This window comes from Stenotrophomonas lacuserhaii, from assembly GCF_014836545.1.
GTDB lineage: Bacteria > Pseudomonadota > Gammaproteobacteria > Xanthomonadales > Xanthomonadaceae > Stenotrophomonas > Stenotrophomonas lacuserhaii.
Genome location: NZ_JACSQS010000011.1, coordinates 29,790 through 56,133 on the forward strand (window position 1 = coordinate 29,790; position 26,344 = coordinate 56,133).

19 protein-coding genes are annotated in these 26,344 nt (G+C 67.0%); 10 read left to right on the forward strand and 9 right to left on the reverse strand.

Translation table 11 applies throughout. From position 1 onward, the window contains the following. Positions 1–104 precede the first annotated feature (104 nt). The 3 genes from H9654_RS11450 to H9654_RS11460 all read right to left on the reverse strand — a co-directional run bounded on the left by H9654_RS11450 (position 105) and on the right by H9654_RS11460 (position 1,350). Entirely contained in the window at positions 105–413 is a 309-nt protein-coding gene (locus tag H9654_RS11450) for a DUF3861 family protein (RefSeq protein WP_191770939.1), read from the reverse strand. Positions 414–679: 266 nt separating this feature from the next. Continuing rightward, positions 680–1,078, reverse strand: a complete 399-nt coding sequence (locus tag H9654_RS11455) for an HU family DNA-binding protein (protein ID WP_042612716.1) — start codon at positions 1,076–1,078, stop codon at positions 680–682. Positions 1,079–1,200: 122 nt separating this feature from the next. After that, positions 1,201–1,350, reverse strand: a complete 150-nt coding sequence (locus H9654_RS11460; protein WP_191770940.1) for a hypothetical protein — start codon at positions 1,348–1,350, stop codon at positions 1,201–1,203. Positions 1,351–1,428: 78 nt separating this feature from the next. Here H9654_RS11460 and H9654_RS11465 point away from each other — a divergent pair, with 78 nt between their 5' ends. After that, positions 1,429–1,860 carry an OsmC family protein gene (locus H9654_RS11465; RefSeq protein ID WP_191770941.1) on the forward strand — a complete coding sequence of 144 codons (432 nt, stop codon included), beginning with the start codon at positions 1,429–1,431 and terminating at the stop codon, positions 1,858–1,860. Between the two features lie 45 nt (positions 1,861–1,905). On the opposite strand, the gene H9654_RS11470 is transcribed toward H9654_RS11465, so the two are convergent. Together H9654_RS11470 and H9654_RS11475 are read right to left on the reverse strand one after the other, a co-directional pair. Next, positions 1,906–2,781, reverse strand: a complete 876-nt coding sequence (locus H9654_RS11470) for a PhzF family phenazine biosynthesis protein (protein WP_191770942.1) — start codon at positions 2,779–2,781, stop codon at positions 1,906–1,908. Between the two features lie 29 nt (positions 2,782–2,810). Then, complete coding sequence (locus H9654_RS11475) at positions 2,811–3,683, reverse strand: PhzF family phenazine biosynthesis protein (RefSeq protein ID WP_191770943.1); 873 nt, start codon at positions 3,681–3,683, stop codon at positions 2,811–2,813. Positions 3,684–3,758: 75 nt separating this feature from the next. Between H9654_RS11475 and H9654_RS11480 the strand changes: the two genes are divergently transcribed. From H9654_RS11480 to murD, 3 genes are all read left to right on the forward strand, one after another. Beyond that, positions 3,759–6,353, forward strand: a complete 2,595-nt coding sequence (locus H9654_RS11480) for a bifunctional aspartate kinase/diaminopimelate decarboxylase (RefSeq protein ID WP_191770944.1) — start codon at positions 3,759–3,761, stop codon at positions 6,351–6,353. Between the two features lie 98 nt (positions 6,354–6,451). Further along, positions 6,452–7,804 carry a UDP-N-acetyl-alpha-D-muramoyl-L-alanyl-L-glutamate epimerase gene (murL, locus tag H9654_RS11485; RefSeq protein ID WP_191770945.1) on the forward strand — a complete coding sequence of 451 codons (1,353 nt, stop codon included), beginning with the start codon at positions 6,452–6,454 and terminating at the stop codon, positions 7,802–7,804. Then, complete coding sequence (gene murD / locus H9654_RS11490) at positions 7,785–9,191, forward strand: UDP-N-acetylmuramoyl-L-alanine--D-glutamate ligase (RefSeq protein WP_191770946.1); 1,407 nt, start codon at positions 7,785–7,787, stop codon at positions 9,189–9,191. The genes murL and murD overlap by 20 nt, the downstream gene beginning before the upstream one ends. A gap of 84 nt (positions 9,192–9,275) precedes the next feature. Here the strand turns inward: murD and H9654_RS11495 are convergent, their stop codons facing one another. Beyond that, on the reverse strand, positions 9,276–10,274 hold the full coding sequence (locus H9654_RS11495) for a polyprenyl synthetase family protein (RefSeq protein ID WP_191770947.1): 999 nt from the start codon (positions 10,272–10,274) through the stop codon (positions 9,276–9,278). Between the two features lie 227 nt (positions 10,275–10,501). On the opposite strand from H9654_RS11495, the gene H9654_RS11500 reads away from it, so the two are divergent. Next, a complete protein-coding gene (locus H9654_RS11500) occupies positions 10,502–12,118 on the forward strand; it encodes an alpha-glucosidase family protein (protein ID WP_191770948.1) in 1,617 nt (538 codons plus the stop codon). A 365-nt stretch (positions 12,119–12,483) separates the two neighbouring features. Here H9654_RS11500 and H9654_RS11505 read toward each other — a convergent pair whose 3' ends face one another. Together H9654_RS11505 and H9654_RS11510 are read right to left on the reverse strand one after the other, a co-directional pair. Then, positions 12,484–15,249: a TonB-dependent receptor gene (locus H9654_RS11505; protein ID WP_191770949.1), complete on the reverse strand. Its 2,766-nt coding sequence runs from the start codon at positions 15,247–15,249 to the stop codon at positions 12,484–12,486. Between the two features lie 190 nt (positions 15,250–15,439). Then, complete coding sequence (locus H9654_RS11510) at positions 15,440–17,515, reverse strand: glycoside hydrolase family 97 protein (RefSeq protein ID WP_191770950.1); 2,076 nt, start codon at positions 17,513–17,515, stop codon at positions 15,440–15,442. Between the two features lie 237 nt (positions 17,516–17,752). Here H9654_RS11510 and H9654_RS11515 point away from each other — a divergent pair, with 237 nt between their 5' ends. The 4 genes from H9654_RS11515 to H9654_RS11530 all read left to right on the forward strand — a co-directional run bounded on the left by H9654_RS11515 (position 17,753) and on the right by H9654_RS11530 (position 23,823). Then, the gene (locus H9654_RS11515) at positions 17,753–19,987 is read left to right on the forward strand and encodes a glucosidase family protein (protein ID WP_191770951.1); all 2,235 of its coding nucleotides are present in this window, start codon (positions 17,753–17,755) and stop codon (positions 19,985–19,987) included. Continuing rightward, complete coding sequence (locus tag H9654_RS11520; protein ID WP_191770952.1) at positions 19,984–21,483, forward strand: MFS transporter; 1,500 nt, start codon at positions 19,984–19,986, stop codon at positions 21,481–21,483. The genes H9654_RS11515 and H9654_RS11520 overlap by 4 nt, the downstream gene beginning before the upstream one ends. Then, on the forward strand, positions 21,483–23,201 hold the full coding sequence (locus tag H9654_RS11525) for an alpha-amylase family glycosyl hydrolase (protein WP_191770953.1): 1,719 nt from the start codon (positions 21,483–21,485) through the stop codon (positions 23,199–23,201). Before H9654_RS11520 ends, H9654_RS11525 begins: the two co-directional genes overlap by 1 nt. A gap of 241 nt (positions 23,202–23,442) precedes the next feature. Then, on the forward strand, positions 23,443–23,823 hold the full coding sequence (locus tag H9654_RS11530) for an SseB family protein (protein ID WP_191770954.1): 381 nt from the start codon (positions 23,443–23,445) through the stop codon (positions 23,821–23,823). A gap of 169 nt (positions 23,824–23,992) precedes the next feature. On the opposite strand, the gene H9654_RS11535 is transcribed toward H9654_RS11530, so the two are convergent. Then, positions 23,993–25,021, reverse strand: coding sequence for a LacI family DNA-binding transcriptional regulator (locus tag H9654_RS11535; protein WP_191770955.1), 1,029 nt, complete (start codon positions 25,019–25,021; stop codon positions 23,993–23,995). 701 nt (positions 25,022–25,722) lie between these two features. On the opposite strand from H9654_RS11535, the gene H9654_RS11540 reads away from it, so the two are divergent. After that, positions 25,723–26,289: a single-stranded DNA-binding protein gene (locus H9654_RS11540; protein ID WP_191770956.1), complete on the forward strand. Its 567-nt coding sequence runs from the start codon at positions 25,723–25,725 to the stop codon at positions 26,287–26,289. Positions 26,290–26,344 lie beyond the last annotated feature (55 nt).

Sequence of the window (26,344 nt, forward strand, 5' to 3'; positions counted from 1 at the left end):
CGCCCCCCCCCCCCCCCCCCCCCCCCCCCCCCCCCCCCCCCCCCCCCCCCGCCCACAAGCAGTCCTGCAGCTTGTGACGTTGCAGTTGCCGTTGCCCAAACACCTCACGCAGCGCCGTGCAGGCTGTCCAAGGCGTCCAGCGCCGTGTCGAGCTTCACCGCGTGGGCGGCCAGCGGATGGTTGGGTTCGTCGGCGTGGCGCTGCACGACATCGCGCAGGATCTGTGCGGCGATCAACACCGCCGCACGTTCGTCGCCACTGAAGCCAGCCAGCCGCGGAGCACCTTCGAGCAGGCGCATCCAGTCACGCTGTGCACGATGCTCCACTTCGATGGTGCAGCGGCCGCTGCACGGCAAGCCGTCTTTTTCGATCGGCGTGACGGTGAGGCGGTAGCGGGTGGAAGGGCTGGCCATGGCGGGCGTCCATTGGGGGATGCATCCACCATAGGGCTGCCACGCAGGGACTACGACCAGGCCGGCTGCACGCAGTGTTCCATTGTCCCGCAGGCGGGCCGTTGCAACCGGCTGCGGCGCGTTGCAGGGCAGCGCCTGACGCGCGGCTGCGCGATATCGGCTGGCAACGGCACACTGTGTTGCGACCCCCACGCGAGGCCGCAAAAACGAACGGGACGGCCATCAGCCGTCCCGTTCGCGAGTTGAAACCCGGTATGCCTACGCGATCAGAGCGCGGCGTCCTTGAGCTTCTTCAGCGGGCGCACCTTGAGCTTGGTGGTGGCCGGCTTGGCGGCGAACCACTGCTCTTCCTTGGTGAAGGGGTTGATGCCCTTGCGCTTCGGCTTGGCGGCGACGCTGACGGTGGTGATCTTCAGCAGGCCCGGCAAGGTGAAGCTGCCCGCGCCCTTCTTGTGCACCGAAGAGGCAACGGCGGTTTCCAGCGAGGCCAGCACCGCGCGCACGTCCTTGGCGACCACGCCGGACGCTTCAGCGATGTGTGCAACCAGGCCGGACTTGGTCAGCACGTCCTTGATCGGCTTCGGCGCGGCCGGCTTGGCGGCTGCCTTGGTAGCGACTTTCTTTACTGCCTTCTTCGGGGCAGCCTTCTTAGCGGTCTTTGCCATGGTTTCCTGTTCCGTGAACGGTTGGTTGTTTGGTCGTGCCGACCCCGTCGGCAAGCGCAATGTAGGGCAACTACACCGCGCCGCCAATAGGTTATACGCGGAAAAGCCTGCTTTTTTCGCTGTCACTCGACCTTTGTCGGGGTCATGGCGCCCAGCTCGGCCGCGCTCGTTGCACTGAAGCCGTGGAATTGGAAGGGAAAAATCCGCTTTTCCGCCCGCGCCGGGGAATGCGCGAGCGGATGCTGGCCGTTCGTCGGCACGGCGTGCGCCATCGCGTCGCAGCAGAGCGACGCGACGCTAACGCGGGCCTGCGTACGGTAAGTCCCGAACTCAACCGAAGGAGCTGCACAATGGGTATTTCACGCCGCGCCACCGCGCACTGGGAAGGTGACCTGAAGACCGGCAAGGGACAGTTGAGCACGCCGCAGAGCGGCCTGCTGGACAGCACCCGCTACGCCTTCAGCAGCCGCTTCGGTGATGAGAAGGGCACCAACCCGGAAGAACTGATCGCCGCCGCGCACGCCGGCTGCTTCACCATGGCGCTGTCGGCCAAGCTGACTGAAGCCGGCTTCCCGCCGGAGGCGTTGGACACCGAAGCCCAGGTCGACCTGTCGATGGAAGGCGGCCCGCAGCTTTCGCAGATCACGCTGAAGGTCAAGGCCAAGGTGCCGGGAATCGAGGCGGAGAAGTTCCGCGCCATCGCCGACGACGCCAAGCAGAACTGCCCGGTGTCCAAGGCACTCAGCGCGGTACCGGTAACACTGGAAGCCACCCTGCTCTGACGTAGCAGACGCGGTAGGGACGGCCGCTGGCCGTCCCGTTTCCGCCTACCAATCAATCGTGCCGCGGATGATCGTCTGCACCTGGCCACCGGACCACACTTCGCCTTCTGCATCCACATGCAGGTGCAGGCGTGCGTCGTGGCCGACCTCCCGGCCTTGGCTGACCACATAGTCACGACGTCCGCCGGGCAGTGCACCGCGATCGTCCAGCCATGCCGCCAGCACCGCGTTGGCCGCACCGGAGGCAGCATCCTCGAAGCGCCTGCCGTTGCCGACGAAGGCACGCACGGCCAGATCCCAGGGCTGTTCGCTGCAGCGCGCATACGCGAACACCCCCATGCTGTCAGTGGACTCCGCCAGTGCCGCAACCGCGTTCCAGTCGGGCTGCAGCGCGCGCAGCGTTGTTTCGTCCGTCAACTCGACCACCCACCAGCTGCGCCCGCCCTGCATGCGGGCGGGCGGGAGGGTGCCCAGTGGCCATCCCTGCAGGGCGCTGGTCAGCCGCGGATCGGTGGGCTCGGCGACCTCGGCGACCGAAGCGCGCGGCGTACGGATGGCGATCGTGCGGTGCAGGCCATCGCCTTCCACGCGCAGCGGCAGCATCCCCGCAATCCCCTCCTGCACCAGCAGCCCGTCGACCGGCACGGCCAGTGCCGCTTCCAGCACCGCATGTGCGGTGCCGATACTGGGGTGGCCAGCGAACGGGACTTCCTTCTGCGGGCTGAACATCCGCAGGCGATAACTGCCTGCTGCATCCTCCGGAGGGAACACGAAGGTGGTCTCCGGCAGCCGGGTCCAGCGGGCGATGGCCTGCATGCTGGCGTCGTCCAGGCCCTGCGCATCGAGCACCACGGCAAGCGGATTGCCGGCGCCCGGCGAAGGCGAAAATACGTCCAGCTGCAGGAAACGGCGGGTGGTCATCGGCGGGCTCCGTAACGGGGTCGCGCAGCTTACCAGTGCACCGTGCCCTCGATGACCGGCTGCACCTGCCCGCCGATCCATGCCACCCCAGCGTCGTCCACGTACAGGTGCACACGGCCGTCGCGACCGACCTCGCGGCCCTGGCTGGCGATGTAACGGCCATCGCGGCCGGGCAACTGGCGGCGTTGGGCCAGCACGCTGGCAATCAGTGCATTGGCGCTGCCGGTCACCGGGTCTTCGGGCACGTTCACCGCATCGCCAGGACAGAACGCGCGCACCACCAGGTCGTGGCCGTCAGCGTGCTCCGGCGCGTATATCGCCACGCCCGTGGCCTCGGTGGCGTTGGTCCAGTCGCGCAGCTCGCCCATGTCCGGCCGCAGGCCACGCACCGCAGCGGCATCGCGCGCAGCCAGCAGCCACCAGCGCGGACCGTTGTCCCACAGTTCCGCGGTCTGCGCCGGTCCGCCCAGGGCGTGCAGGCTGGCCGGCAGCTCACCGGGATCCACCACGCAGCGGCGGGCGGTGGGGCTGGCCAGGTGGACGGTCGGCGCCGTGTGTGGGCCCTCCACCCGCACCGGCAGCAAGCCGGCCGCGCACTGCTGCAGCAGCGCGCCATTGCGCGGAATCGCCAGGCCGCCGGTCACCGCCGCCCAGGCCGCACCCACGCTGGGGTGGCCGGCGAAGGGCAGCTCGCTGGCGGGGGTGAAGATGCGGATGTGGTAATCCGCACCCGGCGCGGTGGGGGCCACGAAGAACACCGTCTCGGACAGGTTCAGCCACGCGGCGAGGGCCTGCATGGCCCCGGGGGACAGGTTGTCGGCGTCGAACACCACCCCCAGCGGGTTGCCGGTGCCGGGGCGGGGGGCGAAGACATCAAGCTGAAGGTAGCGGTGAGCGGTCATGGGCGGCGTCTTGGGCTTAGAATCGGGGGTTCCGCTCCTTGCGGGCGGCCTCCCCACCATAACCAGAATACTTACATGCCAGTTTCTTCCCCTGTCGATCGCTGGATCGTCCTCAAGTTCGGCGGCACTTCGGTGTCGCGTCGCCATCGCTGGGACACGATCGGGAAACTGGCGAAAAAACGTGCGGAAGAGACCGGCTCGCGCGTGCTGGTGGTGGTCTCGGCGCTGTCCGGGGTGACCAACGAACTGACCGCCATCGCCGATGGCGCGGCCGACAGCCGTGAGCGCGTGGCCGCGCTGGTCGAACGCCACCAGGCCTTCCTGGACGAACTGGAGCTGCCGCGCGCGGTGCTGGCCGAGCGCCTGGCGGCGCTGCAGGCGCTGCTCGACGATGCGCGCGGTGCTGGCCGCACGCTGGACTGGCAGGCCGAAGTGCTGGGCCAGGGCGAACTGCTGTCGTCCAGCATCGGTGCCGCCTACCTGCACCAGAACGGCCTGGACATGGGCTGGATGGATGCGCGGCAGTGGCTGGATGCGCTGCCGCCGCTGCCCAACCAGAGCCCGTGGTCGCAGCGCCTTTCGGTGAACTGCCAGTGGAAATCCGATGACGCGTGGGCGCAGCGCTTCCGTGCGCAGCCGACCCGCCTGCTGATCACCCAGGGCTTCATCGCGCGCCACGCCGACGGCGGCACCGCGATCCTCGGCCGGGGCGGTTCGGATACCTCGGCGGCGTACTTCGGTGCGCTGCTCGGCGCCAGCCGCGTGGAGATCTGGACCGACGTCCCCGGCATGTTCAGCGCCAATCCGAAGGATGTGCCCGACGCCCGCCTGCTGACCCGGCTGGACTATTACGAAGCGCAGGAAATCGCCACCACCGGCGCCAAGGTGCTGCATCCGCGCTCGATCAAGCCGTGCCGCGATGCCGGCGTGCCGATGGCCATCCTGGATACCGAGCGCCCCGAACTGCCGGGTACCAGCATCGACGGCAGCGCCGCGCCGGTGCCGGGGGTGAAGGCGATCAGCCGCCGCAACGGCATCGTGCTGGTGTCGATGGAAGGCATCGGCATGTGGCAGCAGGTTGGCTTCCTGGCCGATGTGTTCGGCCTGTTCAAGAAGCATGGGCTGTCGGTGGACCTGATCGGTTCGGCCGAAACCAACGTGACCGTGTCGCTGGATCCGTCCGAGAACCTGGTCAATACCGATGTGTTGTCAGCGCTGTCGGCCGACCTGTCGCAGATCTGCAAGGTCAAGATCATCGTGCCCTGCGCGGCGATCACCCTGGTCGGCCGCGGCATGCGCTCGCTGCTGCACAAGCTGTCGGATGTGTGGGCGACGTTCGGCCGCGAGCGCGTGCACATGATTTCGCAGTCGTCCAACGACCTCAACCTGACCTTCGTCATCGATGAGGCCGACGCCGACGGGCTGCTGCCGATCCTGCACGCCGAGCTGATCGACAGCGGTGCCATGCCGGTGGAAGAAACGGCGGTGTTCGGTCCGCGCTGGCGCGAGATCGCCGGCACCGTGCGCCCGCGCGGCACGCCGTGGTGGCGGGGCCAGCGTGCGCACCTGCTGCAGTTGGCCGAAGCCGGCACACCGCGCTATGTCTACCATCTGCCCACGGTGCGCGCCCGCGCCCGCGCACTGGCCGCGATCACCCCGATCGACCAGCGTTATTACGCGATCAAGGCCAACAGCCATCCTGCCATCCTGGAAACGCTGGAAGCGGAGGGCTTCGGTCTGGAGTGTGTATCCCACGGTGAGCTGAAGCACGTGTTCAACGTGCTGCCGGGACTGTCGCCCCGGCGCGTGCTGTTCACCCCCAGCTTCTGCCCGCGCGAGGAATTCGAAGCGGCGTTCGCGCTCGGTGTTACCGTCACCGTGGACAACGTGGAAGCCCTGCAGCGCTGGCCGGACCTGTTCCGCAACCGTGAACTGTGGCTGCGCGTGGACCTGGGTCGTGGCGAAGGCCACCACGCCAAGGTGCGCACTGGCGGCAAGGAATCCAAGTTCGGCCTGCCGATGGCACGCGTGGATGAGTTCGTGCGCGTGGCCACCGAGCTGGGCACCACCATCGTCGGCCTGCACGCTCACCTGGGCAGCGGCGTGGAAACGGCGCAGCACTGGCGCCTGATGTGCGATGAACTGGCCGGTTTCGCCCGCCGCATCGGCACCGTGCAGACCATCGACATCGGCGGCGGCATGCCGATTCCGTACAGCGAGGAAGACGAGCCGTTCGATCTGGAGGCCTGGGCCGAAGGCCTGGCCGAGGTCAAGGCGGTGCATCCAGCCTTCCGCCTGGCGATCGAACCGGGCCGTTATCTTGTGGCCGAATCGGGCGTACTGCTGACCCGCTGCACCCAGGTGGTGGAGAAGGAAGGCGTGCGCCGCGTCGGCCTGGATGCCGGCATGAACACGCTGATCCGTCCGGCGCTGTACGACGCTTGGCATGACATCGAAAACCTGAGCCGGCAGGGCGGCTACGCCGAAGCCGCGTTCGACGTGGTCGGGCCGATCTGCGAGTCCAGCGATGTGTTCGGCAAGCGCCGCAAGCTGCCGGCGACCACCGCACCGGATGATGTGATGGTGGTGGCCGACGCCGGTGCCTACGGCTACGTGATGGCCAGTACCTACAACCAGCGTGCGATGCCGCGCGAGGACATCCTGGAATGAGGACCGCTTTCTCCGCGCTGGCGCACAGCGCCGTGCATCACCCGCCTGCCAACACCGCCTGCGTGCCTGCACGCAAACGTGCCTGATCCGGATACCCCATGACTGCTTTCGATAAACACCAGGTTGCCTGCTTCCGCTTCGTGCGCTGCGATTTCGCAGCCGACACCGGCGTGGCGCGCCTGGTCTACGCCTTCGACCACGGCCCGGAGATGGTGGAAACCATCACCGTGCCCGGCGCCCCGTTCAATCTGTCGCCGGAACGCGCTGCGGCCGTGCAACGCGCGCTGCAGCTGCTGCACCTGATCGCCGGGGTGAGTTACTACAAGGCGGGCGTGCCGGACACGGTGGCCATCGAGGGCTACGCGATCGACGCGGAAACCGCAGCGCTGGTGGAAAGCATCTACCTGCACGGACTCGGCGAGTTCGCCTACCGCAACGGCCTGAACCTGCGCGGGCGCTTCCGCCTGCCGGTGGCCGGCGAGGTCTCGCCGGCGCCGACGCTCGGCCTGCAGTCCCATGCGCTGGTGGCTATCGGCGGCGGCAAGGATTCGCTGGTCAGCATCGAAGCGCTGCGCCGTGCCGGCGTGGAGGAGACGGTCACCTGGATCGGGGGTTCGCAGTTGATCCGCGCCTGCGCGGAGCGTACCGGCCTGCCGATCCTCAACCTCGGCCGCGCGCTGGCACCGGAACTGTTCGAGCTCAACCGCCAAGGTGCCTGGAACGGGCACATCCCGGTGACTGCGGTGAACTCGGCCATCATGGTGCTGGCCGCGCTGCTGCAGGGCGTGGACCAGGTGGTGTTTTCCAATGAACGTTCGGCCAGCTATGGCAGCCAGATCCCCGGCACCGGCGAGGTCAACCATCAGTGGTCCAAGGGCTGGGCGTTTGAACAGGCCTTCGGCCGCCACGTGCAGCGCTACGTCGCCGCCGACCTGCAGTATTACTCGCTGCTGCGGCCGATGTCCGAGCTGGCCGTGGCGCGGCAGTTCGCCAAGACCGATTTCTACGACGCGCATTTCTCCAGCTGCAACCGCAACTTCCACATCCTTGGCGAGCGCCCGGTGAACCGCTGGTGTGGCGTATGCCCGAAGTGCCACTTCGTGTTCCTGGCGCTCGCACCGTTCATGTCCAAGGCGCGGCTGGTGCGCATCTTCGGCCGCAACCTGCTGGATGACCTGGACCAGGCCGGTGGCTTCGATGCCCTGCTGGAATTCCAGGACCACAAGCCGTTTGAATGCGTGGGCGAGGGCAAGGAGTCGCGCGCGGCAATGGCCACCCTGGCCACCCGTCCGGACTGGAAGGAAGACGCGCTGGTGAAGCGCTTCTGCAACGAGATCCTGCCGCAGCTGGATCTGGCCGAGCTGGCGCTGGAGCCGATGCTGGAACTGCAGGGCGAGCATCGCATCCCGGCCGGGTTGTGGGAGCGGGTGCGTGAAGATTTCGCAGCTTGAGGGAAGGCGGGTCGCCTTGTGGGGCTGGGGCCGTGAGGGACGTGCGGCGCATGCGGTACTGCGCGCGCGATTGCCGGCGCTGCCGCTGACCCTGTTCTGCCCGGCCGCCGAAGTGGATGCGGCGCGGGCACAGGCCGGCGGCACGCTGGATGTCCGCGGAGAGCCCAGCGCGGAGCTGCTGGCCGGCTTCGACGTGGTGATCAAATCGCCCGGCATCAGCCCGTACCTGCCGGTGGCACAGGCCGCACTGGCGCAGGGCACGCAGTTCATCGGCGGCACCGCGCTGTGGTTCGCCGAACATGCGGCGGACGATGGCACGGTAGGCAACGCGATCTGCATCACCGGCACCAAGGGCAAGAGCACGACGACTTCGCTGCTGGCGCACCTGTTGCGCGCTGCGGGGCATCGCACCGGCCTGGTGGGTAACATCGGGCTGCCGCTGCTGGAGGTGCTGGATCCGCAGCCGGCACCGGATTACTGGGCAGTGGAACTGTCCAGTTACCAGACTCGCGAGGTCGCCCGCAGCGGGGCGCACCCGCAGGTCGCGGTGGTGCTGAACCTCTTCCCGGAGCACCTGGACTGGCATGGCAGCCAACAGCGCTACATCCAGGACAAGCTGGCGCTGGTCACCGAAGGCGCGCCGCGCATCGCGGTGCTCAACGCGGCTGATCCGCACCTTGCTGCACTGTCCCTGCCGGACAGCGAGGTGATCTGGTTCAACCAGCCGAGCGGCTGGCACATGCGCGGCGACATCGTGCACCGCGGCGGACAGCCGGTGTTCGACAGCAGCGATACGCCGCTGCCGGGGCGGCACAACCGCGGCAACCTGTGCGCCGTGCTGGCGGCCATCGAGGCGCTGGGGCTGGACGCGGTGGCGCTGGCGCCGGCGGTGCAGTCGTTCCGGCCGCTGCCCAACCGGCTGCAGCGCATCGGCGCGCGCGAGGGCGTGGTCTACGTCAACGATTCGATCAGCACCACCCCGCACGCAAGCCTGGCCGCGCTGGACTGTTTTGCCGGGCAGCGCATCGCGCTGCTGGTGGGCGGGCACGACCGCGGGCTGGACTGGAGTGACTTCGTCCAGCACATGGCACACGACCAACCGCCGCTGGAGATCATCACCATGGGCGCCAACGGGCCGCGCATCAACGCGTTGCTGCAGCCGCTGGCCGAGGCCGGCCGCTTCGGCCTGCACGCCGCCCAGGACCTTGCCGAGGCGATGACGCTGGCACGCGCTGCACTCGGCGATGCGGGCGGGGTGGTGCTGCTGTCACCCGGCGCACCCAGCTATGGCGTGTACCGCGATTACGTCGCCCGTGGCCGTCACTTCGCCGAGCTGGCGGGTTTCGACCCGGACCTGATCAGCGCCATTCCCGGCATCGGCCTGTAAAAAAGGGGACGGAGGGGATTAAGTCGCAATTGGCCGCCTTGTGGCCAATTGCGACTTAATCCCCTCCGTCCCCTTTTTTGAACGTTAATGGCTGCGGCTGACGGCGTAGCGGGCCAGACCGCGCAGGGCGGCTACCGCATCGTTGTCGGCCAGGCCGTCCAATGCCCGCTCGGCGGCTGCGGCGTATTCCTCGGCGCGGTTGCGGCTGTAGGCCAGCCCGCCGGTGGCGTGGATCGCGGCCAGCACCTCGGGCATCGCGCTGGCATCACCGTCCTGCACGATGCTGCGCAGGCGCTGGCGGGTCGCCTCGTCCGAATGGACCATGGCGTGGATGAGCGGCAGGGTGGCCTTGCCTTCGGCCAGGTCATCGCCCAGGTTCTTGCCCAGTTCTTCGGCGTTGGCCGAGTAATCCAGCACATCATCGGCAATCTGGAACGCGTAGCCCAGCGCCATGCCATAGTCATACAGCGCCTGCTGGGTGGCCTCTTCCACCCCGCTGGCCAGCGCGCCCAGGCGGGTGCCGGCGGCGAACAGCACCGCGGTCTTGCGCTCGATCACGCGCAGGTAGGCGGCCTCGTCGGTATCGGGGTTATGTACGTGCAGCAGCTGCAGCACTTCGCCTTCGGCGATGCGGTTGGTGGTGTCGGCCAGGATCCGCATGACCGGCATGCGGTCCAGTTCCACCATCAGCTGGAAGCTGCGCGAATACAGGAAATCACCCACCAGCACGCTGGGCGCGTTGCCCCACAGCGCGTTGGCGGTGCTGCGACCACGACGCAGGCTGGATTCGTCCACCACGTCGTCGTGCAGCAGCGTAGAGGTGTGGATGAACTCGATGATCGCCGCCAGCTGGTGGTGTTCCGGGCCGGCGCCGCCGACCGCGCGGCCGGCCAGCATCACCAGCATCGGGCGCAGGCGCTTGCCGCCGGCGGAAATGATGTGGTCGGCGATCTGGTTGATCAGCACCACGTCCGAAGCAAGCCGGCACCGGATCAGGGCATCGACGGCGGCCATGTCGTCGGCGGCAAGCGTCTGGATCTGGGGCAGGCCCAGGGCGGCACGGGTGTCTTCGATGATGGTCATGCGGTCTGGCTTCAAGGCTCGCCGCCGATTATAGGCGCTGGCCGTGAATTCGGGCGCATGCCGGCCTGGACACGGCGCTGGTGGCCGCCGGATGGACCGGTGAAGGCACCGGTTGCCGTGAATACGTATGCAGGCAGCACCACGCCACAGGGCCCGAGGCTAAGCTTCCATCGCTGCATTCCGGCCCGTGTTTCCGCAGGGGCCAACAGAGCCCGGAGGGGGGCCTGATGTCCAATACGCCATGGTGGCGCGGCGCCGTCATCTACCAGATCTACCCGCGCAGTTTCCTCGATGCCAACGGCGATGGAGTCGGCGACCTGCCGGGCATCATCGACCGCCTGGACTACATCGCCGCGCTCGGCGTGGACGCGATCTGGATCTCGCCGTTCTTCAGATCGCCGATGGCCGACTTCGGCTATGACATCGCCGATTACCGCGACGTGGATCCGCTGTTCGGCACCCTGGACGATTTCGACCGGCTGCTGGCCAAGGCGCATGCGCTGGGCCTGAAGGTGATGATCGACCAGGTGTTGAGCCATACCTCGATCGAACACGACTGGTTCCGCGAGAGCCGCCAGGACCGCACCAATCCGAAGGCGGACTGGTATGTCTGGGCCGACCCGCGCGAGGACGGCACCGCGCCGAACAACTGGATGTCGCTGTTCGGTGGCGTGGCGTGGCAGTGGGAGCCGCGGCGCGAGCAATACTTCCTGCACAACTTCCTGGCCGACCAGCCGGACCTGAATTTCCATAATCCGGCGGTGCAGAAGGCCACGCTGGACAACGTGCGGTTCTGGCTGGATCGCGGGGTGGATGGTTTCCGCCTGGATGCGATCAATTTCTGCTTCCATGACCGGCAGCTGCGTGACAATCCGCCGAAGCCGGCGGACAAGCGCGTCGGCCGCGGTTTCAGTCCGGACAATCCATACGCCTACCAGTATCACTACTTCAACAATACCCAGCCGGAGAACCTGCCGTTCCTGGAAGAACTGCGCGCGTTGCTGGACCAGTATCCGGGTGCGGTCAGCCTGGGCGAAATTTCCTCGGAGGATTCACTGGCCACCACCGCCGAATACACCACCGCCAAGCGCCTGCACATGGGGTACAGCTTCGAGCTGCTGGTGGATGATTACAGTGCGGCCTATATCCGCGATACGGTGTCGCGCCTGGAAACCGCGATGACCGAGGGCTGGCCGTGCTGGGCCATCTCCAACCACGACGTGGAGCGCGCGGTGACCCGCTGGGGCGGGCATCCGGCCGATCCGCGCCTGGCACGGATGCTGGTGGCGATGCTCTGTTCGCTGCGCGGTTCCATCTGCCTGTACCAGGGCGAGGAGCTCGGTCTGGGCGAGGCCGATGTCCCGTTCGAGGCGCTGCAGGACCCCTACGGCATCACCTTCTGGCCGAACTTCAAGGGCCGCGATGGCTGCCGGACCCCATTGCCGTGGCGCGATGCGCCGTTGGCCGGTTTCACCACAGGCACGCCGTGGCTGCCGATCCCGGCTGACCATCAGTCGCGCGCAGTCGCCGTGCAGGAAGCCCAGCCGGATTCGGTGCTGTCCGCGTTCCGCCGCTTCCTGGCCTGGCGACGCACGCAGCCGGTGCTGATGCACGGTGCCATCCAGTTCCTGGACAGTACCGAGCCGGTGCTGCTGTTCGAACGCACGCTGGGCGAAGAACGGCTGCTGCTGGCCTTCAATCTGTCCTCCCAGCCGGTACGTCACCCGCTACCCGCAGGGGCGTGGCGGGCAGTGGAGGTGCCGGGTCCGGATGCGGGCGCGATCGATGGCGTGGACATGGTGCTTCCTGCGCACGCGGTGTACTGCGCACGTCGCATCGACTGATCGTTTTTCTCCGTTGGTGGTAGTTGAAGGGGCGCGGCCGAGTAGTCGCGCCCCTTTTTTTGGTCGAGTTCCAAGGTGTGAAGCGAACTGTGCTGGACGACAGCGTCAGCCAGGCAAGGCAAGGCAGATTGCAGGGTCCCGCCGCAGAACGGAACCGACATGAAGACCATCCCGCGACAGTCCTGGTGATGTGTGCGCTGCCCGGTGCAGCCTTCGACACGACCGCCACGTCTGCAACAAAGATGGCAGGCTGGTAGCTGGCTGAGCGGGCCTGTGAACCGGGCACGACGGGTGTTTGCCACACGCCGGAAACAAAAAATGGCGCCCATGAGGGCGCCATTCTGCTCAGTCCCGCAGAGGCAGGGTCAGAACTTGTAGTTCACGCCCAGCATGTAGGTGCGGCCCCATTCCACGTATTCCAGCGGGCGATCCGTGGTGCCCGCATAGGTGCGGTACGGTTCGTTGGTCAGGTTGGTGCCCTGCAGCAGCAGGGTCAGGCCGGCCATCGCGCTGCTGTCGCTGAAGGTGTAGCTCACCTGCGCGTCGGTCACGTTCTCGCCCACCACGTAACGCAGCGTGCGGTTGCCGTTGAAATTGCCGATTTCACCGATGAAGTCCGAACGACGGCGCTGGCTCACGCGTGCTTCAAACCCATTGCGTTCGAAGTAGGCGGTGAAGTTGTACACGCGGTCGGACAGGCCGGGCAGGGCGATCGGATCGCTGCCCACGCTGGAGGCACTTTCCGGATCCAGGATCTCGATGTCGCTGTCGTTGAAGGTCGCGCTGGCCTGCACGCCGAAGCCACGCAGGGCATCGGTGAACATGTCCAGCGGCAGCGAAGCGGTCAGTTCAAGGCCGCGCAGGGTACCGCCCTTGCCGTTCTGCGGCGAAGAGAACGTTCCGGTCTGCAGCACCGGTGCCACCATGCCCGGCGGCGGCACGTAGCTGGCCAGCAGATCGGAGAAGTCGTAGTCGTCCACCGACTGGGTGTACACGTAGCTCTTCAGGTCCTTGTAGAACACCGCGGCCGCCACGTAGGCGCGTTCACCGAAGTACTTTTCGTAGGACAGGTCCAGCGCGGTGGCACGCCATGGATCCAGCAGCGGGTTGCCGCCACTGCCGCCGGGGCGGCCGGTAGCGGTGTCCACGCCGAATTCCAGGCCGGCACGCATCTGGTCCACGCGCGGGCGCGCCACCTGTTTGGCCGCGGCGAAGCGAAGGGTCTGCTGGTGCGGGAACATGAAGGCCAGGTTCAAGCTCGGCAGCCAGTCGTTGTAGGTCTTGCCGGCGTCGATCGGCAGCACGTTCTGGCCGGCCGGACGCGAGCGGTCGAAGTAATTGGACTGCGAACTCTGGTCGGCGTGCTGCATCTGCACGCCGATGTTGCCGCGCACGCCGACCACGCCGATATCGGTGTTGATGTTGGCGCGCAGCCATGCGGTGGTGATCTTCTCCTGCACCGTCCACGACTTGGGAATCAGGTAGTCGAGATCGGTGACCGGGTTGAATTCCATGTAGCGCTCGACCGCGGCAGGCACGTTCCAGGCCGGGATGTAGCCGATGCCGGCGAAGCCCAGGTTGACCCGGTCACGCTGCAGGTCGGCGGCGATGTTCGCATCGCCCTGTGCACCGAGCAGGATGTTGCCCTCGGCCTGGGTCTTGTCCTTCTGGCGGTCGGCATAGTTGACGCCGATGTCGAAGTCGGCGAACACCGAGGAAAGGCCTTCCGGCGCCGGCAGGGTAAGTGCCACGCGCGCGCCCTTCAGGCGGTCTTCCACCGTGGGCACCTTGCCGTAGCCGGAGCCGTAGATGGTGTTGGTCAGGAACAGCGCATCGGGATTGGAGTAGTCCAGCCCCGGGGTGATCTGCGAGAAACCGTTCGGGTTGACCACCAGACCGATCGTATCCAGCTGCGGCATCGGGGTCAGCTGCAGGTTGTTTTCCAGGTTCAGCTCATCGCGGGTGGCCTTGGAGTAGTTCACATCGGCCACCAGCTTGACGCCGTTGCCGAAGGTGAACTCGTTGTTCCAGCCGAACGCATCGATCTTGTCTTCGCGCTTGTTGTACATGCCACGCACCAGCGGGTAGACACCGCTGGCAGTCCCACCGGCGAAGGTGCCATCGGCATTCACCTGCGGATTGCTGATCAGCAGGCCCGGCGTGTAGCCACCGTTGAAGTTGCTGAGGTTGACCTCGAACTGGTTGGCGGTGTCGATCTGTTCGGCTTCGGTGTGGAAGGCATCCAGCGTGCTGGTCCAGCTGTTGGACGGGCGGAACTGCACGGTGGCCATCAGCCCGTCGCGCTTGTTGTTGCCGGTGCGGCGCAGCGCCTTGATGCCGTCGCTGAAGGCCACGCCGGGTGCCAGGCCCGGGCGGTTGCCGTTGTCGGTGTTCTCGGTGGTCCACGGCTCGTACAGACCGACCTGGTTCTCCTGGATCGGGTTGTCGCTGTGCGCATAGCCGATGGCAATACCCAGGGTCTTGTCGAGGAACTGGTCGATGTAGCTGGCGCTGAAGCGGTTGCCGAACTCGTCCACGCCTGCGGCTTCGCCCAGCGAGCTCTTCTGGTAACGGCCGCTGACCGCGATCACGCGGTCCGGGAAGCTCAGCGGACGGGCGGTCTGCATGTCGATGGTGCCCGACAGACCCTGGCCGACCAGCGCCGCATCAGGGGTCTTGTACACGGTCACGCCGTTGACCAGTTCGGACGGATACTGGTCGAACTCGACGCTGCGGTTGTCACCGGTGCTGACCACTTCGCGGCCATTGAGCAGGGTGGTGGCGAAGTCCGGGGACAGGCCGCGCACGCTGATCACCTGGGCGCGGCCGGCCACGCGTTGGGCGGCCAGGCCGGGCAGGCGCGCAAGTGATTCGGCGATGCTGACATCGGGCAGCTTGCCGATGTCTTCTGCGGAAATGACTTCCACCACCGAGGTGGCGTCCTGCTTCACCGCGATGGCGTTCTCGATGCCGCGGCGGATGCCGGTGACCTGCACCGCATCCAGGTTCGTCGCCGCAGAACCGGTCTGGCCGGTGGCGGTGGTGGACGTGGTGGACTGCGCGAATGCGAGTACCGGTGACAGTGCGACGGCCAGCGCCAATGACAGCGCGTTGCGCTTGTGGTTCGACATTTTCCCCTCCCAGGCAATGTTGCCGAATCTAGTTGTGGTCCGCGCCGGCACCGCCGATACGGGTCGCGGCACGGTGGCCGCTGACTGCGACGCTATGGTATGCAGCGCGCCGCGCGCTGGAATCAGCCTGCATACGTATTCAATGCAACGACGTGCGGTGTAAGCGATTACAAAAAGGGGACGGAGGGAATTAATTTGAATTAATTCCCTCCGTCCCCTTTTTGAAGCGGATGGCCTGGCCGCCGCCGGGGCCGAGGATCAGGGTGAGATGGTCGGCGCTGGTCACTTCGCGCGTTTCGCGCACGAACGCGAACGGGTTGCTGCGGAAATCCGCGCCGTCGCCATCGCGGTAGATCTCCGCGCGGTAGCGCACGCCCGGTTCCAGGAAGCCCAGTGATATCGGCAGCACGCGGCCGTGTTCGTCGGTGATGCTGCCCAGGAACCAGTCGCTGCTGTTACGGTCGCGGCGGACGATGGTGACGAAGTCGCCGACCTCGCCGTCCAGCACCCGGGTCTGTTCCCAGTCCACCGCCACGTCCTTGATGAACTGGAACGCGTCCAGGTGCTGCTGATAATGCACGGGCAGGTCGGCGGCCATCTGGATAGGGCTGTACAGCACCACGTACAGGGCCAACTGGCGGGCCAGCGTGCTGGGAATGGCCTGCCCATGGCGGCCCTTCAATGACAGCACCCCGGGGGTGTAATCCATCGGCCCGGACAGCATCCGGGTGAACACCAGGTTGACCTCGTGCTCGGGCGGATTGGGCGGCTGGCCCCAGGCGTTGTACTCCATGCCGCGTGCGCCTTCGCGCGATATCCAGTTCGGATAAGTGCGGCGCAGGCCGGTGTCCTTGATCGGTTCGTGCGGGTTGACCGCGAGCCTGCGTGCGGCCGCTTCCTGTACCACCTTCAGGTGGTGGCGGGCCATGAACTGACCGTCATGCCATTCGCGCAGCAGCGGTCCACCGGCCGGGTTGCGTCGGTCCACCTGGCCGTCATCGCAGACGTACCCGGTCTTGAACGAATCCACGCCCAGGCGCGCATACAGATCGAGCGCCGCGCCCAGCTGGTCCTCGTAATGGTCGATGGCGCAGCCGGTTTCATGGTGGCCCACCAGGTGCACGCCCTTTTTCGCACCGTACGCGGACAGCGCCTCGATATCGAAATCCGGCGTCGCGCGGGTGAAGTCGAAGTCGTAGCCGTTGCCCACCCAGTTGCCGTGCCAGCCGGGATTCCAGCCTTCCACCAGCACGCCACGGAAGCCGTTGGCGGCGGCGAAATCAATCACTTTCTTGGTCTTGGCGGTGGTGGCGGCGTGGCGCCGGCCGGTGGCCCAGCTTTCCTCGTCCAGGTGCATCGACCACCACACCCCGAGATACTTCGATGGCTTGACCCAGCTGACATCGCCCAGCGCATTGGGTTCGTTGAGGTTGAGGATCAGGTCCGATTCGACCAGTCCACCCGCCCGGTCGGCGATCTGCAGCGTGCGCCACGGCGTGCTGAAGGGCAGGGCACGGCGGACCTTCCAGCCATCGGCGGACGGTGACAACTGCGCGCGCAGGCGCTGGCCTTCGGTGCGGCGCAGCCACATGCCGGCATAGTCCACCAGCGCGGCTTCGTGGATGGCCACGTGCAGCCCGGCGTCGCTGCGCAGGGTGATCGGGGTATGTGCCAGCGGCACCTCCTGCAGCGGCGTGCGCGCATAGAGGTATTCATAATGGATCGGCTCGCCGGCCGGGATCCACCAGGCCGTGGACGGCTGGGCGATGGCGAACTCGGTCAGCTCCTCATCAATGATCGCCTCGGCCAGTCCCGGCTGCTGCGGAAACACGTAGCGAAAGCCCACGCCGTCATCGAACACCCGGAACACCACGTCCAGCCGGCGTTTGTCGCCGGTGGTCTGGCGCAGGGAAACGGTCAGCTCGTTGTAGTGGTTGCGGGTCAGTCGACGCTCGCCCCACGGCTGCTCCCAGGTTTCATCGAAGGCACGGGTGCTGCTGCCGGTGATTTCAAAGTCACGGTCCAGCCGGCCATCACGCAGTTCGAAGCCCAGCCTGGATGCGTCCACTACCGCATCGCCGAGTCGCTGCACCTGGTAGCGGGCCGTGCCGCCGTCCACCTGCAGCGTCACTTTCAGGATCTTCCCCGGCGATTCGACGCTGGCCGACGGCGTGGTGGCAGCCATCAGGACCGGGCTGGCGAACAGCAGGGCCAGGCCCAGCCACGGCCTGCTGCGCCCACGCAGCAACAACGAAAACAGCGACATTTCCCCTCCCAGGGTGATGCGGGAACTGCGCCGACCATAGCCCAGCCGGTACGGCCGCCTGAGCCGACAGGCCATGAATACGTATGCAGGCAGACCGCCCCCGGCGCCTGCCGTCTACCATGTCCGCACGATGCCTTGAGGGAGGCGTTGCGCCCCCGCCGGCCGCTTGGCAGGCAGGGACCTACAACATGCAAAGAGGGAGGGAGGGTGACGGGCGCAAGCCGGTCGTCCGCTTCGATGCTGAAGATGATCTGCCTGACCGTCGCCATCGCGACGACGCTGGGTTCGGCCGCGCATGCCGCCGACCTGGAATTCGCGGGCCGCACGGCGCGCGCCGAATCCGTGGCCGGTGGCGGCTTCGTGCTGCATACGCCGGATCGCCAGGTGCGCATTGCCGCGCAGCCGATGCGCAGCGATACCGCCAGCCCGATGTTCGATGCCCTGTTCGCGCTTGCGCAGCAGGAACTGGACCAGGACCGCGTGGAGGCGATCCGCGATCCCTCCTTCGATGAGGGCCGCCCGGTGCCGTGCGAGTGCTTCAAGACCGGCGCCAACTGGCCGTATGTCTGGACGCGCGATGTCAGCTTCGCCGCTGACCTGGCGCTGGCGCGGCTGGATCCGCAGCGCACCCGGCGGTCGCTGCAGTTCAAGCTTTCCCAAGCACGCGATGGCCATACCGCCGGCCTGTTCGTGGCCCAGGACACCGGCTCCGGTGGCAGCTGGCCGATCAGCAGTGATCGCATCGTGTGGTTCCTGGCCGCGCGCCACCTGTTGGATGACACCGCCTTCGCCGAGCAGGTCTGGCAGGCGCTGCAGGGCACGCTGGCACAGGACCGGGCGATGGTGTTCGACGCGGCGACCGGCCTGTACCGCGGCGAAACCTCGTTCCTGGACTGGCGTGAGCAGACCTATCCAGACTGGACCCGTCAGGACGTGCGCTTAGTCGGCGAGTCCTTCGCGCTGTCCACCAATGTGCTGCACTATCAGGCCCTGCGGCTTGGCGAGCAGTTGGCGGGTCAACGCGGCGATGCCACGCGCGCGGCGCAGTACAAAGCCTGGGCCGATGCGCTGGGCCCGCGGATCGATGCGCGCTTCTGGCGCGAAGATGCCGGCCAGTACATGAGCTACATCGGCGAAGCCGCGCACCCGGTGCCCTATGCCAAGTACGATCTGCTGGCGACCTCGCTGGGTGTGCTGGTCGGCGTGTTGCCGACCGAGCGCGCACGCCGCGCGCTGGCTGCGTATCCGGCGAGTGCGGCAGGCAGCCCGGTGGTGTGGCCGCAGGAAGGCAACCAGCCGGTCTACCACAACCGCGCAATCTGGCCGTTCGTCAGTGCGTATTCGCTGCGCGCCGCGCGCCTGCTGGACGATGCGCCGCGCATCACCGGCGAAGTCCAGTCGCTGATGCGCGGTGCTGCGCTGGCCGGTTCCAACATGGAAAACTACGAGCTGCTGACGCAGAAGATCCATGTCGACGAAGGCGCGCTGAGTGGCCCGGTGGTGAACTCCGAGCGCCAGCTGTGGTCGGTCGCCGGCTACCTGGACATGGTGCTGCAGGGCGTGTTCGGCGTGGAAGCCGATGGCCGCGTGCAGCCGAAGCTGCCGGTCGCGCTGGTGCCGGAACTGTTCGGTACGCGTGATCGCATCAGTCTGCAGATGGACGACAAGCGCTATGTCCTGCTGAAGCCTGACGTGCTGCAGGGTGAGCTGCTGGTGGCCGGAAACGTGCAGCGCGACGGTGACGCCACGACCGTGCAGTTGGTGCCTGAAGTGGGTCGGATCCGGGGTCAGAGTCCTTTCGGAAAGCGAAAGGACTCTGACCCCGCGCCGGGCACTCCATCTGCTTCAGCCTACGCACCCGTCACGCCGGCCGCGCCTTCGGCCAAGCAGGTCGGTAATGCGTGGACCGTCGCGGTGCCAGCCCAGCATGTGCTGTGGCGCGACGGTGCCGCTGTCGACGTGCATGACGGCGCAGTCCGTATGACCGACGACGGCCTGCAGCACTGCCTCAGCCTGACCCTCCGCGAAAGTACGCTGGAATCGCTGCACAGCCCGACCACCTGCATCGGCCCGCAGCAGCGCCTGCCCGGCGCGCAGCGCTGGTCGTGGACGCAACCCGCGGCCGGTCGCGTGCGCGTGCGGCTGCAGTTCAACAACCCCAACGGACCCATCAACACCGGAGTCACTGCCGCAGTGAAGCAGCTCGCGGTCACCTGCGCCGGCCAGACTGCCCAGTCCCGCACTGTGGTGATGCCGCACAGCGTGGCGGTGCAGGAATCCACTGCCGCCGAGTTCGGCCTGCCTGCGGGCAGCTGCACGTTCCAGCTGCAGGACGGCTTCAACATGAGCGCGTTGCAGCACTTTGCGCACTACACCGGCGGCAAGGGCGGCCGCGCGGGCGTGCTCAACGAGGCGGAGGTCGACGCGCTGCTGCTGGCACCGGTGGCCGCTGCGGCAGGGGAGCGCCCATGAGCCGCCCCGCTGTCAGCCGGCCCGAAAAACCGCAGCTGTCGTTCTGGCAGATCTGGAACATGTGCTTCGGCTTCCTCGGCATCCAGTTCGGCTTCGCGCTGCAGAACGCCAACGCCAGCCGCATCTTCGAAACGCTCGGCGCGTCGATGGACGCGGTGCCCGGGCTGTGGATCGCCGCGCCGCTGACCGGCCTGCTGGTGCAGCCCATCGTCGGCTATCTGTCCGACCGCACCTGGACGCGCTGGGGCCGCCGCCGCCCGTTCTTCATGATCGGCGCGGTACTGACCACGCTGGCCCTGCTGGTGATGCCGAACTCGCCCACGTTGTGGATCGCGGCGGGCACGCTGTGGGTGCTGGATGCGTCCATCAACGTATCGATGGAGCCGTTCCGTGCCTTCGTCGGCGACCAGCTGGCGCCGCGCCAGCGGCCGACCGGCTTTGCCATGCAGAGCTTCTTCATCGGCGTGGGCGCCATCGTGGCCAGCTTCCTGCCCTTCATCCTCGCCCACTTCGGCGTGGCCAATACCGCAGCGCCGGGTGAAGTGCCGGACACCGTGCGCTATGCGTTCTACTTCGGCGCGGTGGTGCTGCTGGCGGCGATCACCTGGACCGTGCTGAGCACGCGCGAATACTCACCGACCGAGCTGGCCGGCTTCGCCGATGCGGAGCCGCCACATGCCCACGCGGTGGCCGCGCGCGGCGTGCCGCCGTGGGCGCAGATCGTGCTGTGGCTGCTGGTGGGAGTCGTGCTGGCGGCACTGATCGCCTGGCAGGGCGGGGACAAGATGCTGTACGTGCTGGCCGGCCTGTGTGCGGCCTACGGCATCCTGCTGGGCGTGGCGCGCGTGCTGCCCGGCACGCACATGCTGGCCACCATCGTCGATGACCTGCGCAACATGCCGGGCACCATGCGACGGTTGGCGTGGGTGCAGTTCTTCTCCTGGTTCGCGCTCTTCGCGATGTGGATCTACACCACCGCCGCGGTGGCCGGGACCCACTTTGGTTCCACCGATCCACAGTCGGCCGCGTACAACGAAGGCGCCAACTGGGTCGGCGTGCTGTTCGGTGCGTACAACGGCTTTGCTGCCCTTGCCGCATTGCTGATCCCGCTGATGGTGCGCGCCATCGGGCTGCGCTGGAGCCACCTGGTCAACCTGTGGCTGGGCGGGGCGGGGCTGGTGTCGATGATGTTCATCGACGATCCGCACTGGCTGCTGTTGTCGATGGTGGGCGTGGGTTTTGCCTGGGCCTCCATCCTGTCCCTGCCTTACGCCCTGCTGTCGGACAGCGTGCCGGCGGCGAAGATGGGCGTGTACATGGGCATCTTCAATTTCTTCATCGTGATCCCGCAGCTGGTGGCCGCCAGCGCGCTTGGCTTTGCCCTGCGCGCATGGCTGGGTGGCCAGCCGATGCAGGTGCTGGTGCTGGGCGGCTGCAGCCTGCTCGTGGCCGGCCTGTGCGTGCTGCGTGTTCCGTCCCGTCCGGAGGTGGTGTGATGCGTGTGCGTCTGTCTGTTGCTGTAGGTTTCGCCCTGTTCGCCGGCCAGGCGCTCGCCGCCCCGCGCCCGGAGTACGTGGGCACCACCGAACCGTTCGCCAGTGACGCGGTGTACTTCGTGGTCACCGACCGCTTCGTCAACGGCGACCCGTCCAACGATCACCGAGACCAGGGTGGAAAGCACCGCACGTTCGACATCCCGGTGCCGTGCCCGGACAAGGTGGACGGCAACATCGGCTACCTCGGCGGTGACTTCAAGGGCGTGCTGGACAACGCGGACTACATCCGCAACCTCGGCTTCGGTGCGGTGTGGATCACCCCCATCATCGACAACCCGGACCAGGCGTTCACCGGCAGCAAGGAAATCAGCTGCACCAGTACCCTGACCGATCGCGGCAAGACCGGTTACCACGGGTACTGGGGTACCAATTTCTACAAGGTGGACGAGCACCTGCCCAGCGCCGGCCTGCAGTTCGCCGACTTCACCAAGGGCCTGCATGCAGCCAAGTTGAAGGTGGTGCTGGATATCGTCGGCAACCACGGCTCACCTTCGTGGACCATGCCGGTGCGCCAGCCGCAGTTCGGGCAGATCTTCGACAAGGACGGCAGGCTGATCGCCGACCACGAAAACCTGGCACCGCCGCGGCTGGACCCGAAGCACAACCCGCTGCACGCCTTCTATAACAACATCGGCCCGGTGGATTCGTCCACGGGCTCGATTTTCGATGGCAACCTGGCCGAGCTGGGCGACTTCAACGAACACAACCCGGCGGTGATGGATTACCTGGTCGGCGCCTACCTGCAGTGGACCGCGCAGGGTGTGGACGCGCTGCGCATCGATACCATCGGCTGGCTGCCGCACCCGTGGTGGAACGCGTTCGTGCGCCGCGTGCGTGCCGAGCATCCAGGCATGTTCATGTTCGGCGAAGCGTTCGACTACGACGCGGCGAAGATCGCCGAACACACCTGGCCGGCGAACGCCAATGTCAGCGTGCTGGATTTCCCCTCGCGCGGGGCAATGGAAGAAACCTTCGGCCTGAAGCAGAAGGGTTTCGAGACGCTGGCCGAGCCGCTGCACCTGCTGGGCGGACCGTACGCCAACCCGTACGAGCTGATGAGTTTCTACGACAACCACGACATGCCGCGCCTGGATGCCAGCGATGCCGGCTTCATTGATGCGAACAACTGGCTGTTCACCGCGCGCGGCATCCCGGTGCTGTACTACGGATCGGAAACCGGCTTCATGCGCGGCCGCGCCGAACACGCCGGCAACCGTGCGTATTTCGGCCAGCAGCGCGTGGACGCCGCTCCGCAGAGCCCGATCTTCGCCCCGCTGCAGCGCGTGGCGAAACTGCGCGAAGCCACCCCGGCGCTGCAGCGCGGGCTGCAGGTCAACGAGCGCCTGCAGGGCAACGAAGCGGTGTTCTTCCGCGTGCTGCAGCATGGCGGGGTCAGCCAGACCGCGCTGGTGCTGCTGAACAAGGGCGATGCAGCAACGCGCATCGAAGTGAAGCGTTACGTGCAGCCCGGTACCTGGCGCGACGCCCTGGACGGCGGCAGCGTGAAGGTCTCCGGCGCCCTTCAGGCCGATGTCCCCGCGCACGGCATCAGGGTGTTCGTACTGGATGCCCCAGTGCAGCAGGACGCCCTGCGCGCCGAACTCGACCGCGCCATGTCCGACCAGCACGCCCGCACCCACAGACTCGCCACCCCCTGACCCCGCACCGGCGTCGGTGAGTGACGACCGCTGGCCGTCATGCTCCCGCTCCTGCTCCTGCTCCTGCTCCTGCTCCTGCTCCTGCTCCTGCTCCTGCTCCGGTAGGTGACGACCGTTGGTCGTCACGCTGTTGCCCTTGAATCAAGAGCGTGACGACCAACGGTCGTCACCCACCACAGCCCTCCAGCGGCCCTCACTACCGCAGGTACAATCACGCTTCCGCCCGCCGTGCTGCCCCGCTATGACCGACCTTCCGCCCCAGACGCCGATTGAAACCCTGCTGCAGACCGCCATGGCCGGGCAATTGCCGATCAAGGCCTTCATGCAGGCCTTCGTCGCCTCCGAGGTGGTGCTGCTCACCGGCAGCCTGGTCACTCCCGATGGCAGCGGCTTCGATCCGCTGCTGTTCGACAAGCAAGGTGTCCTCCACGTCGCGGTGTTCACCGATCCGGCGCGCGTCGGTTTCCATTCCGAACAGGCCCCGCATCAGATCCGCTGGCTGATGCTGGACGTGCTGCGCCGCGTACCGGGCGGCTACGGCGTGGTGATCAATCCCGGCACCACGCTGGGCTTCGAGATTTCGCCGACTGGCGTGGGTGAGATCCTGAAAGACTTCGCTTGACGCATGGTGGGTGTCGAGCAAGCTCGACACTACGGGTGCACGGGTGCACGGGTGCACGGGTGCACGGGTGCACGGGGGCACGGGTGCACGGGGGCACGGGGGGCACGGGGGCACGGGCGCGTATGGAGCTTGGGTAGTATCGAGCTTGCTCGATACCAGTGAACGATGACTACCGCTGCGATGATTCGCGCAGCACCAGTTTCACCGGAATGCTCATTCCTTCGGCGGTTTCGCCGGCCACCAGCGCCAGCAGTTTCTCCACCAGCAGCTGGCCGGCCTGCTTGGTGTCCTGCGCCACGGTGGTCAGCGGCGGCGATACCGAAGCGGCCAGCGGAATATCATCAAACCCGGTGACGCGCACATCCTGCGGTACGCGCAGGTCGTGTTCGCGCAGGGCGCGCAGTGCGCCGATCGCGATCAGGTCACTGGCCGCGCAGATGGCATCGAATGGCACGCCGCGTGTCAGCAGCAGTTCGCAGGCGGTCTGCCCGTATTCCTCGGTGGTGATGGCGTCGACCTGAAGCTGCGGATCGGCCACCAGGCCACGCGCTTCCAAGGCGGCCACGTGCCCGCGGTAACGCTCCTGGAACTCGGGGTAATGACTGGAGGCATGGCCGAGGAAGGCGATGCGCGTGCAACCCTGGTCCAGCAGGTGCGCGGTGATGTCGAAGCCGCCCTGGTAGTTGTCGCTGCCGATTGATACGCCGGGCTGGCCGGGCAGGGCGGCGCCCCAGCGCACGAAGTGCGTGCCTTGCTCCACCAGTCGCTGCAGGCGGGTCAGCGATTCGTGGTAGTCGCCATAGCCCAACAGGATGATGCCGTCGGCCTTGTTGCTGTCTTCGTAATCGGTATGCCAATCGGTGGACAGCTGCTGGAACGACACCAGCAGGTCGCGGCCGTGCAGGGCACAGGCGCGGGTGATCGAGCCCAGCATGGCGTGGAAGAACGGATTGATCAGCGAATCGTCCGTGGTGGGGTCTTCGAAGAACAGCAGCGCCAGCGTGCCGGCATTACGCAGGCGCAGGCTGGAGGCGTTCTTGTCGACCTTGTAGTTCAGTTCGCGGGCGATGGCGATGATGCGCTGGCGGGTCTCGGCATTGACCATGGGGCTGCCACGCAGGGCACGCGACACCGTGGGCTGGGAAACTCCGGCCAGGTGGGCGATGTCCAGGGACGTGGCTTTGCCTTTGATGGTCATGAACGCGGCGCTGGGGTGACGGCCTTCATGATGCCACGGGCTGTTGCAGGTCGCTGGTCTGAGCCACGCCGGAAGGCCACCTGCGCCGGGGCACGAGGTGGTGGACCGTGCGGGTCACAGTACCGGGGACGCTACCCCGCTATTTTCCCGGTGGATCCGAAGATCCCCGCGCACCGCCCGCCATGGAACCGACGGGACGATGCATTCTCTGCCCTGACGCCAAGCATGGGCAAAGCGCGGGGGGTGTTGCTCAAATGGGGACTGTGATCCCCGCGGGCGGGCTGGACCAGCGCCGTCATCCTGCGCAGGACGGCCCCGAGCGGCTATCGGCAAAGCTGCAACCAGCAGGTGCGCGCCGCCGAGCACGGCTCGGCGCTACCGACCCCAGCCGCCCGCGCGCCCCTGCCGTCCCCATGATCCTGCCGCCCTCATAAACCGGTAGCGCCGAGCCACACTCGGCGGGATCCCCCCGCAGGCCGACATCCCCGCCGGCCCCCGGAAACCCCATGCCGCCAAACCCCGCTCGCCCGGCCCCCACACGGGCAGAACCCGACCCCGCAAGACCCAATCCCGCCTGAGTCCAGCGCCCGTCCGGTGGTAACATGGGGCGTTCTGCAATCCCCCCAATTCACTGGGGCGGTCCCGCGCCGGCGCCCCCAAGGCCCGCCCGGACCGTCCCCGGACAACGGAAGAACACTCCTATGGCGCGTGGCATCAACAAAGTCATCCTGGTCGGCAACCTCGGCAACGACCCGGACGTGAAGTACACCCAGGGCGGCATGGCCATCACCCGTATCAGCCTGGCCACCACCAGCGTCCGCAAGGACAAGGATGGCAACCAGCAGGAGCGGACCGAGTGGCACCGCGTTGTGTTCTTTGGCAAGCTCGGCGAGATCGCCGGTGAATACCTGCGCAAGGGCAGCTCGGTATACGTCGAAGGCAGCCTGCGCTACGACAAGTACACCGGCCAGGACGGCGTGGAAAAGTATTCGACCGACATCATTGCCGATGAAATGCAGATGCTCGGCGGCCGCGGTGAAGGCGGCGGCGGTGGCGGAGCAGGCGGCGGTGGCGGTGGCAACTACGGCGGCGATCGTCCGCAGCGCCAGCAGGCCCCGCGCCAGGAATACGGCGGCGGTGGTGGCGGCGGTCAGCGCCAAGGCGGCCAAGGTGGTCAGGGCGGCGGCTACGGCCAGCAGCGTCCCCAGCAGCAGCCGCAGCAGGCGCCGCCGATGGACGACTTCGCTGACGACGATATTCCGTTCTGACGCAGCGCCTGCTGCCAGCTTTCGAGACGTTTGAAAGAGCCCCGTTCCGACGGGG

What these genes read in the sequence shown, in the direction of transcription:
- H9654_RS11450 (WP_191770939.1), bottom strand. Translation starts at nt 413, where the DNA reads ATGGCCAGCCCTTCCACCCGCTACCGCCTCACCGTCACGCCGATCGAA.
- H9654_RS11455 (WP_042612716.1), bottom strand. Translation starts at nt 1,078, where the DNA reads ATGGCAAAGACCGCTAAGAAGGCTGCCCCGAAGAAGGCAGTAAAGAAA.
- H9654_RS11460 (WP_191770940.1), bottom strand. Translation starts at nt 1,350, where the DNA reads ATGGCGCACGCCGTGCCGACGAACGGCCAGCATCCGCTCGCGCATTCC.
- H9654_RS11465 (WP_191770941.1), top strand. Translation starts at nt 1,429, where the DNA reads ATGGGTATTTCACGCCGCGCCACCGCGCACTGGGAAGGTGACCTGAAG.
- H9654_RS11470 (WP_191770942.1), bottom strand. Translation starts at nt 2,781, where the DNA reads ATGACCACCCGCCGTTTCCTGCAGCTGGACGTATTTTCGCCTTCGCCG.
- H9654_RS11475 (WP_191770943.1), bottom strand. Translation starts at nt 3,683, where the DNA reads ATGACCGCTCACCGCTACCTTCAGCTTGATGTCTTCGCCCCCCGCCCC.
- H9654_RS11480 (WP_191770944.1), top strand. Translation starts at nt 3,759, where the DNA reads ATGCCAGTTTCTTCCCCTGTCGATCGCTGGATCGTCCTCAAGTTCGGC.
- murL (WP_191770945.1), top strand. Translation starts at nt 6,452, where the DNA reads ATGACTGCTTTCGATAAACACCAGGTTGCCTGCTTCCGCTTCGTGCGC.
- H9654_RS11495 (WP_191770947.1), bottom strand. Translation starts at nt 10,274, where the DNA reads ATGACCATCATCGAAGACACCCGTGCCGCCCTGGGCCTGCCCCAGATC.
- H9654_RS11500 (WP_191770948.1), top strand. Translation starts at nt 10,502, where the DNA reads ATGTCCAATACGCCATGGTGGCGCGGCGCCGTCATCTACCAGATCTAC.
- H9654_RS11505 (WP_191770949.1), bottom strand. Translation starts at nt 15,249, where the DNA reads ATGTCGAACCACAAGCGCAACGCGCTGTCATTGGCGCTGGCCGTCGCA.
- H9654_RS11510 (WP_191770950.1), bottom strand. Translation starts at nt 17,515, where the DNA reads ATGTCGCTGTTTTCGTTGTTGCTGCGTGGGCGCAGCAGGCCGTGGCTG.
- H9654_RS11515 (WP_191770951.1), top strand. Translation starts at nt 17,753, where the DNA reads ATGCTGAAGATGATCTGCCTGACCGTCGCCATCGCGACGACGCTGGGT.
- H9654_RS11520 (WP_191770952.1), top strand. Translation starts at nt 19,984, where the DNA reads ATGAGCCGCCCCGCTGTCAGCCGGCCCGAAAAACCGCAGCTGTCGTTC.
- H9654_RS11525 (WP_191770953.1), top strand. Translation starts at nt 21,483, where the DNA reads ATGCGTGTGCGTCTGTCTGTTGCTGTAGGTTTCGCCCTGTTCGCCGGC.
- H9654_RS11530 (WP_191770954.1), top strand. Translation starts at nt 23,443, where the DNA reads ATGACCGACCTTCCGCCCCAGACGCCGATTGAAACCCTGCTGCAGACC.
- H9654_RS11535 (WP_191770955.1), bottom strand. Translation starts at nt 25,021, where the DNA reads ATGACCATCAAAGGCAAAGCCACGTCCCTGGACATCGCCCACCTGGCC.
- H9654_RS11540 (WP_191770956.1), top strand. Translation starts at nt 25,723, where the DNA reads ATGGCGCGTGGCATCAACAAAGTCATCCTGGTCGGCAACCTCGGCAAC.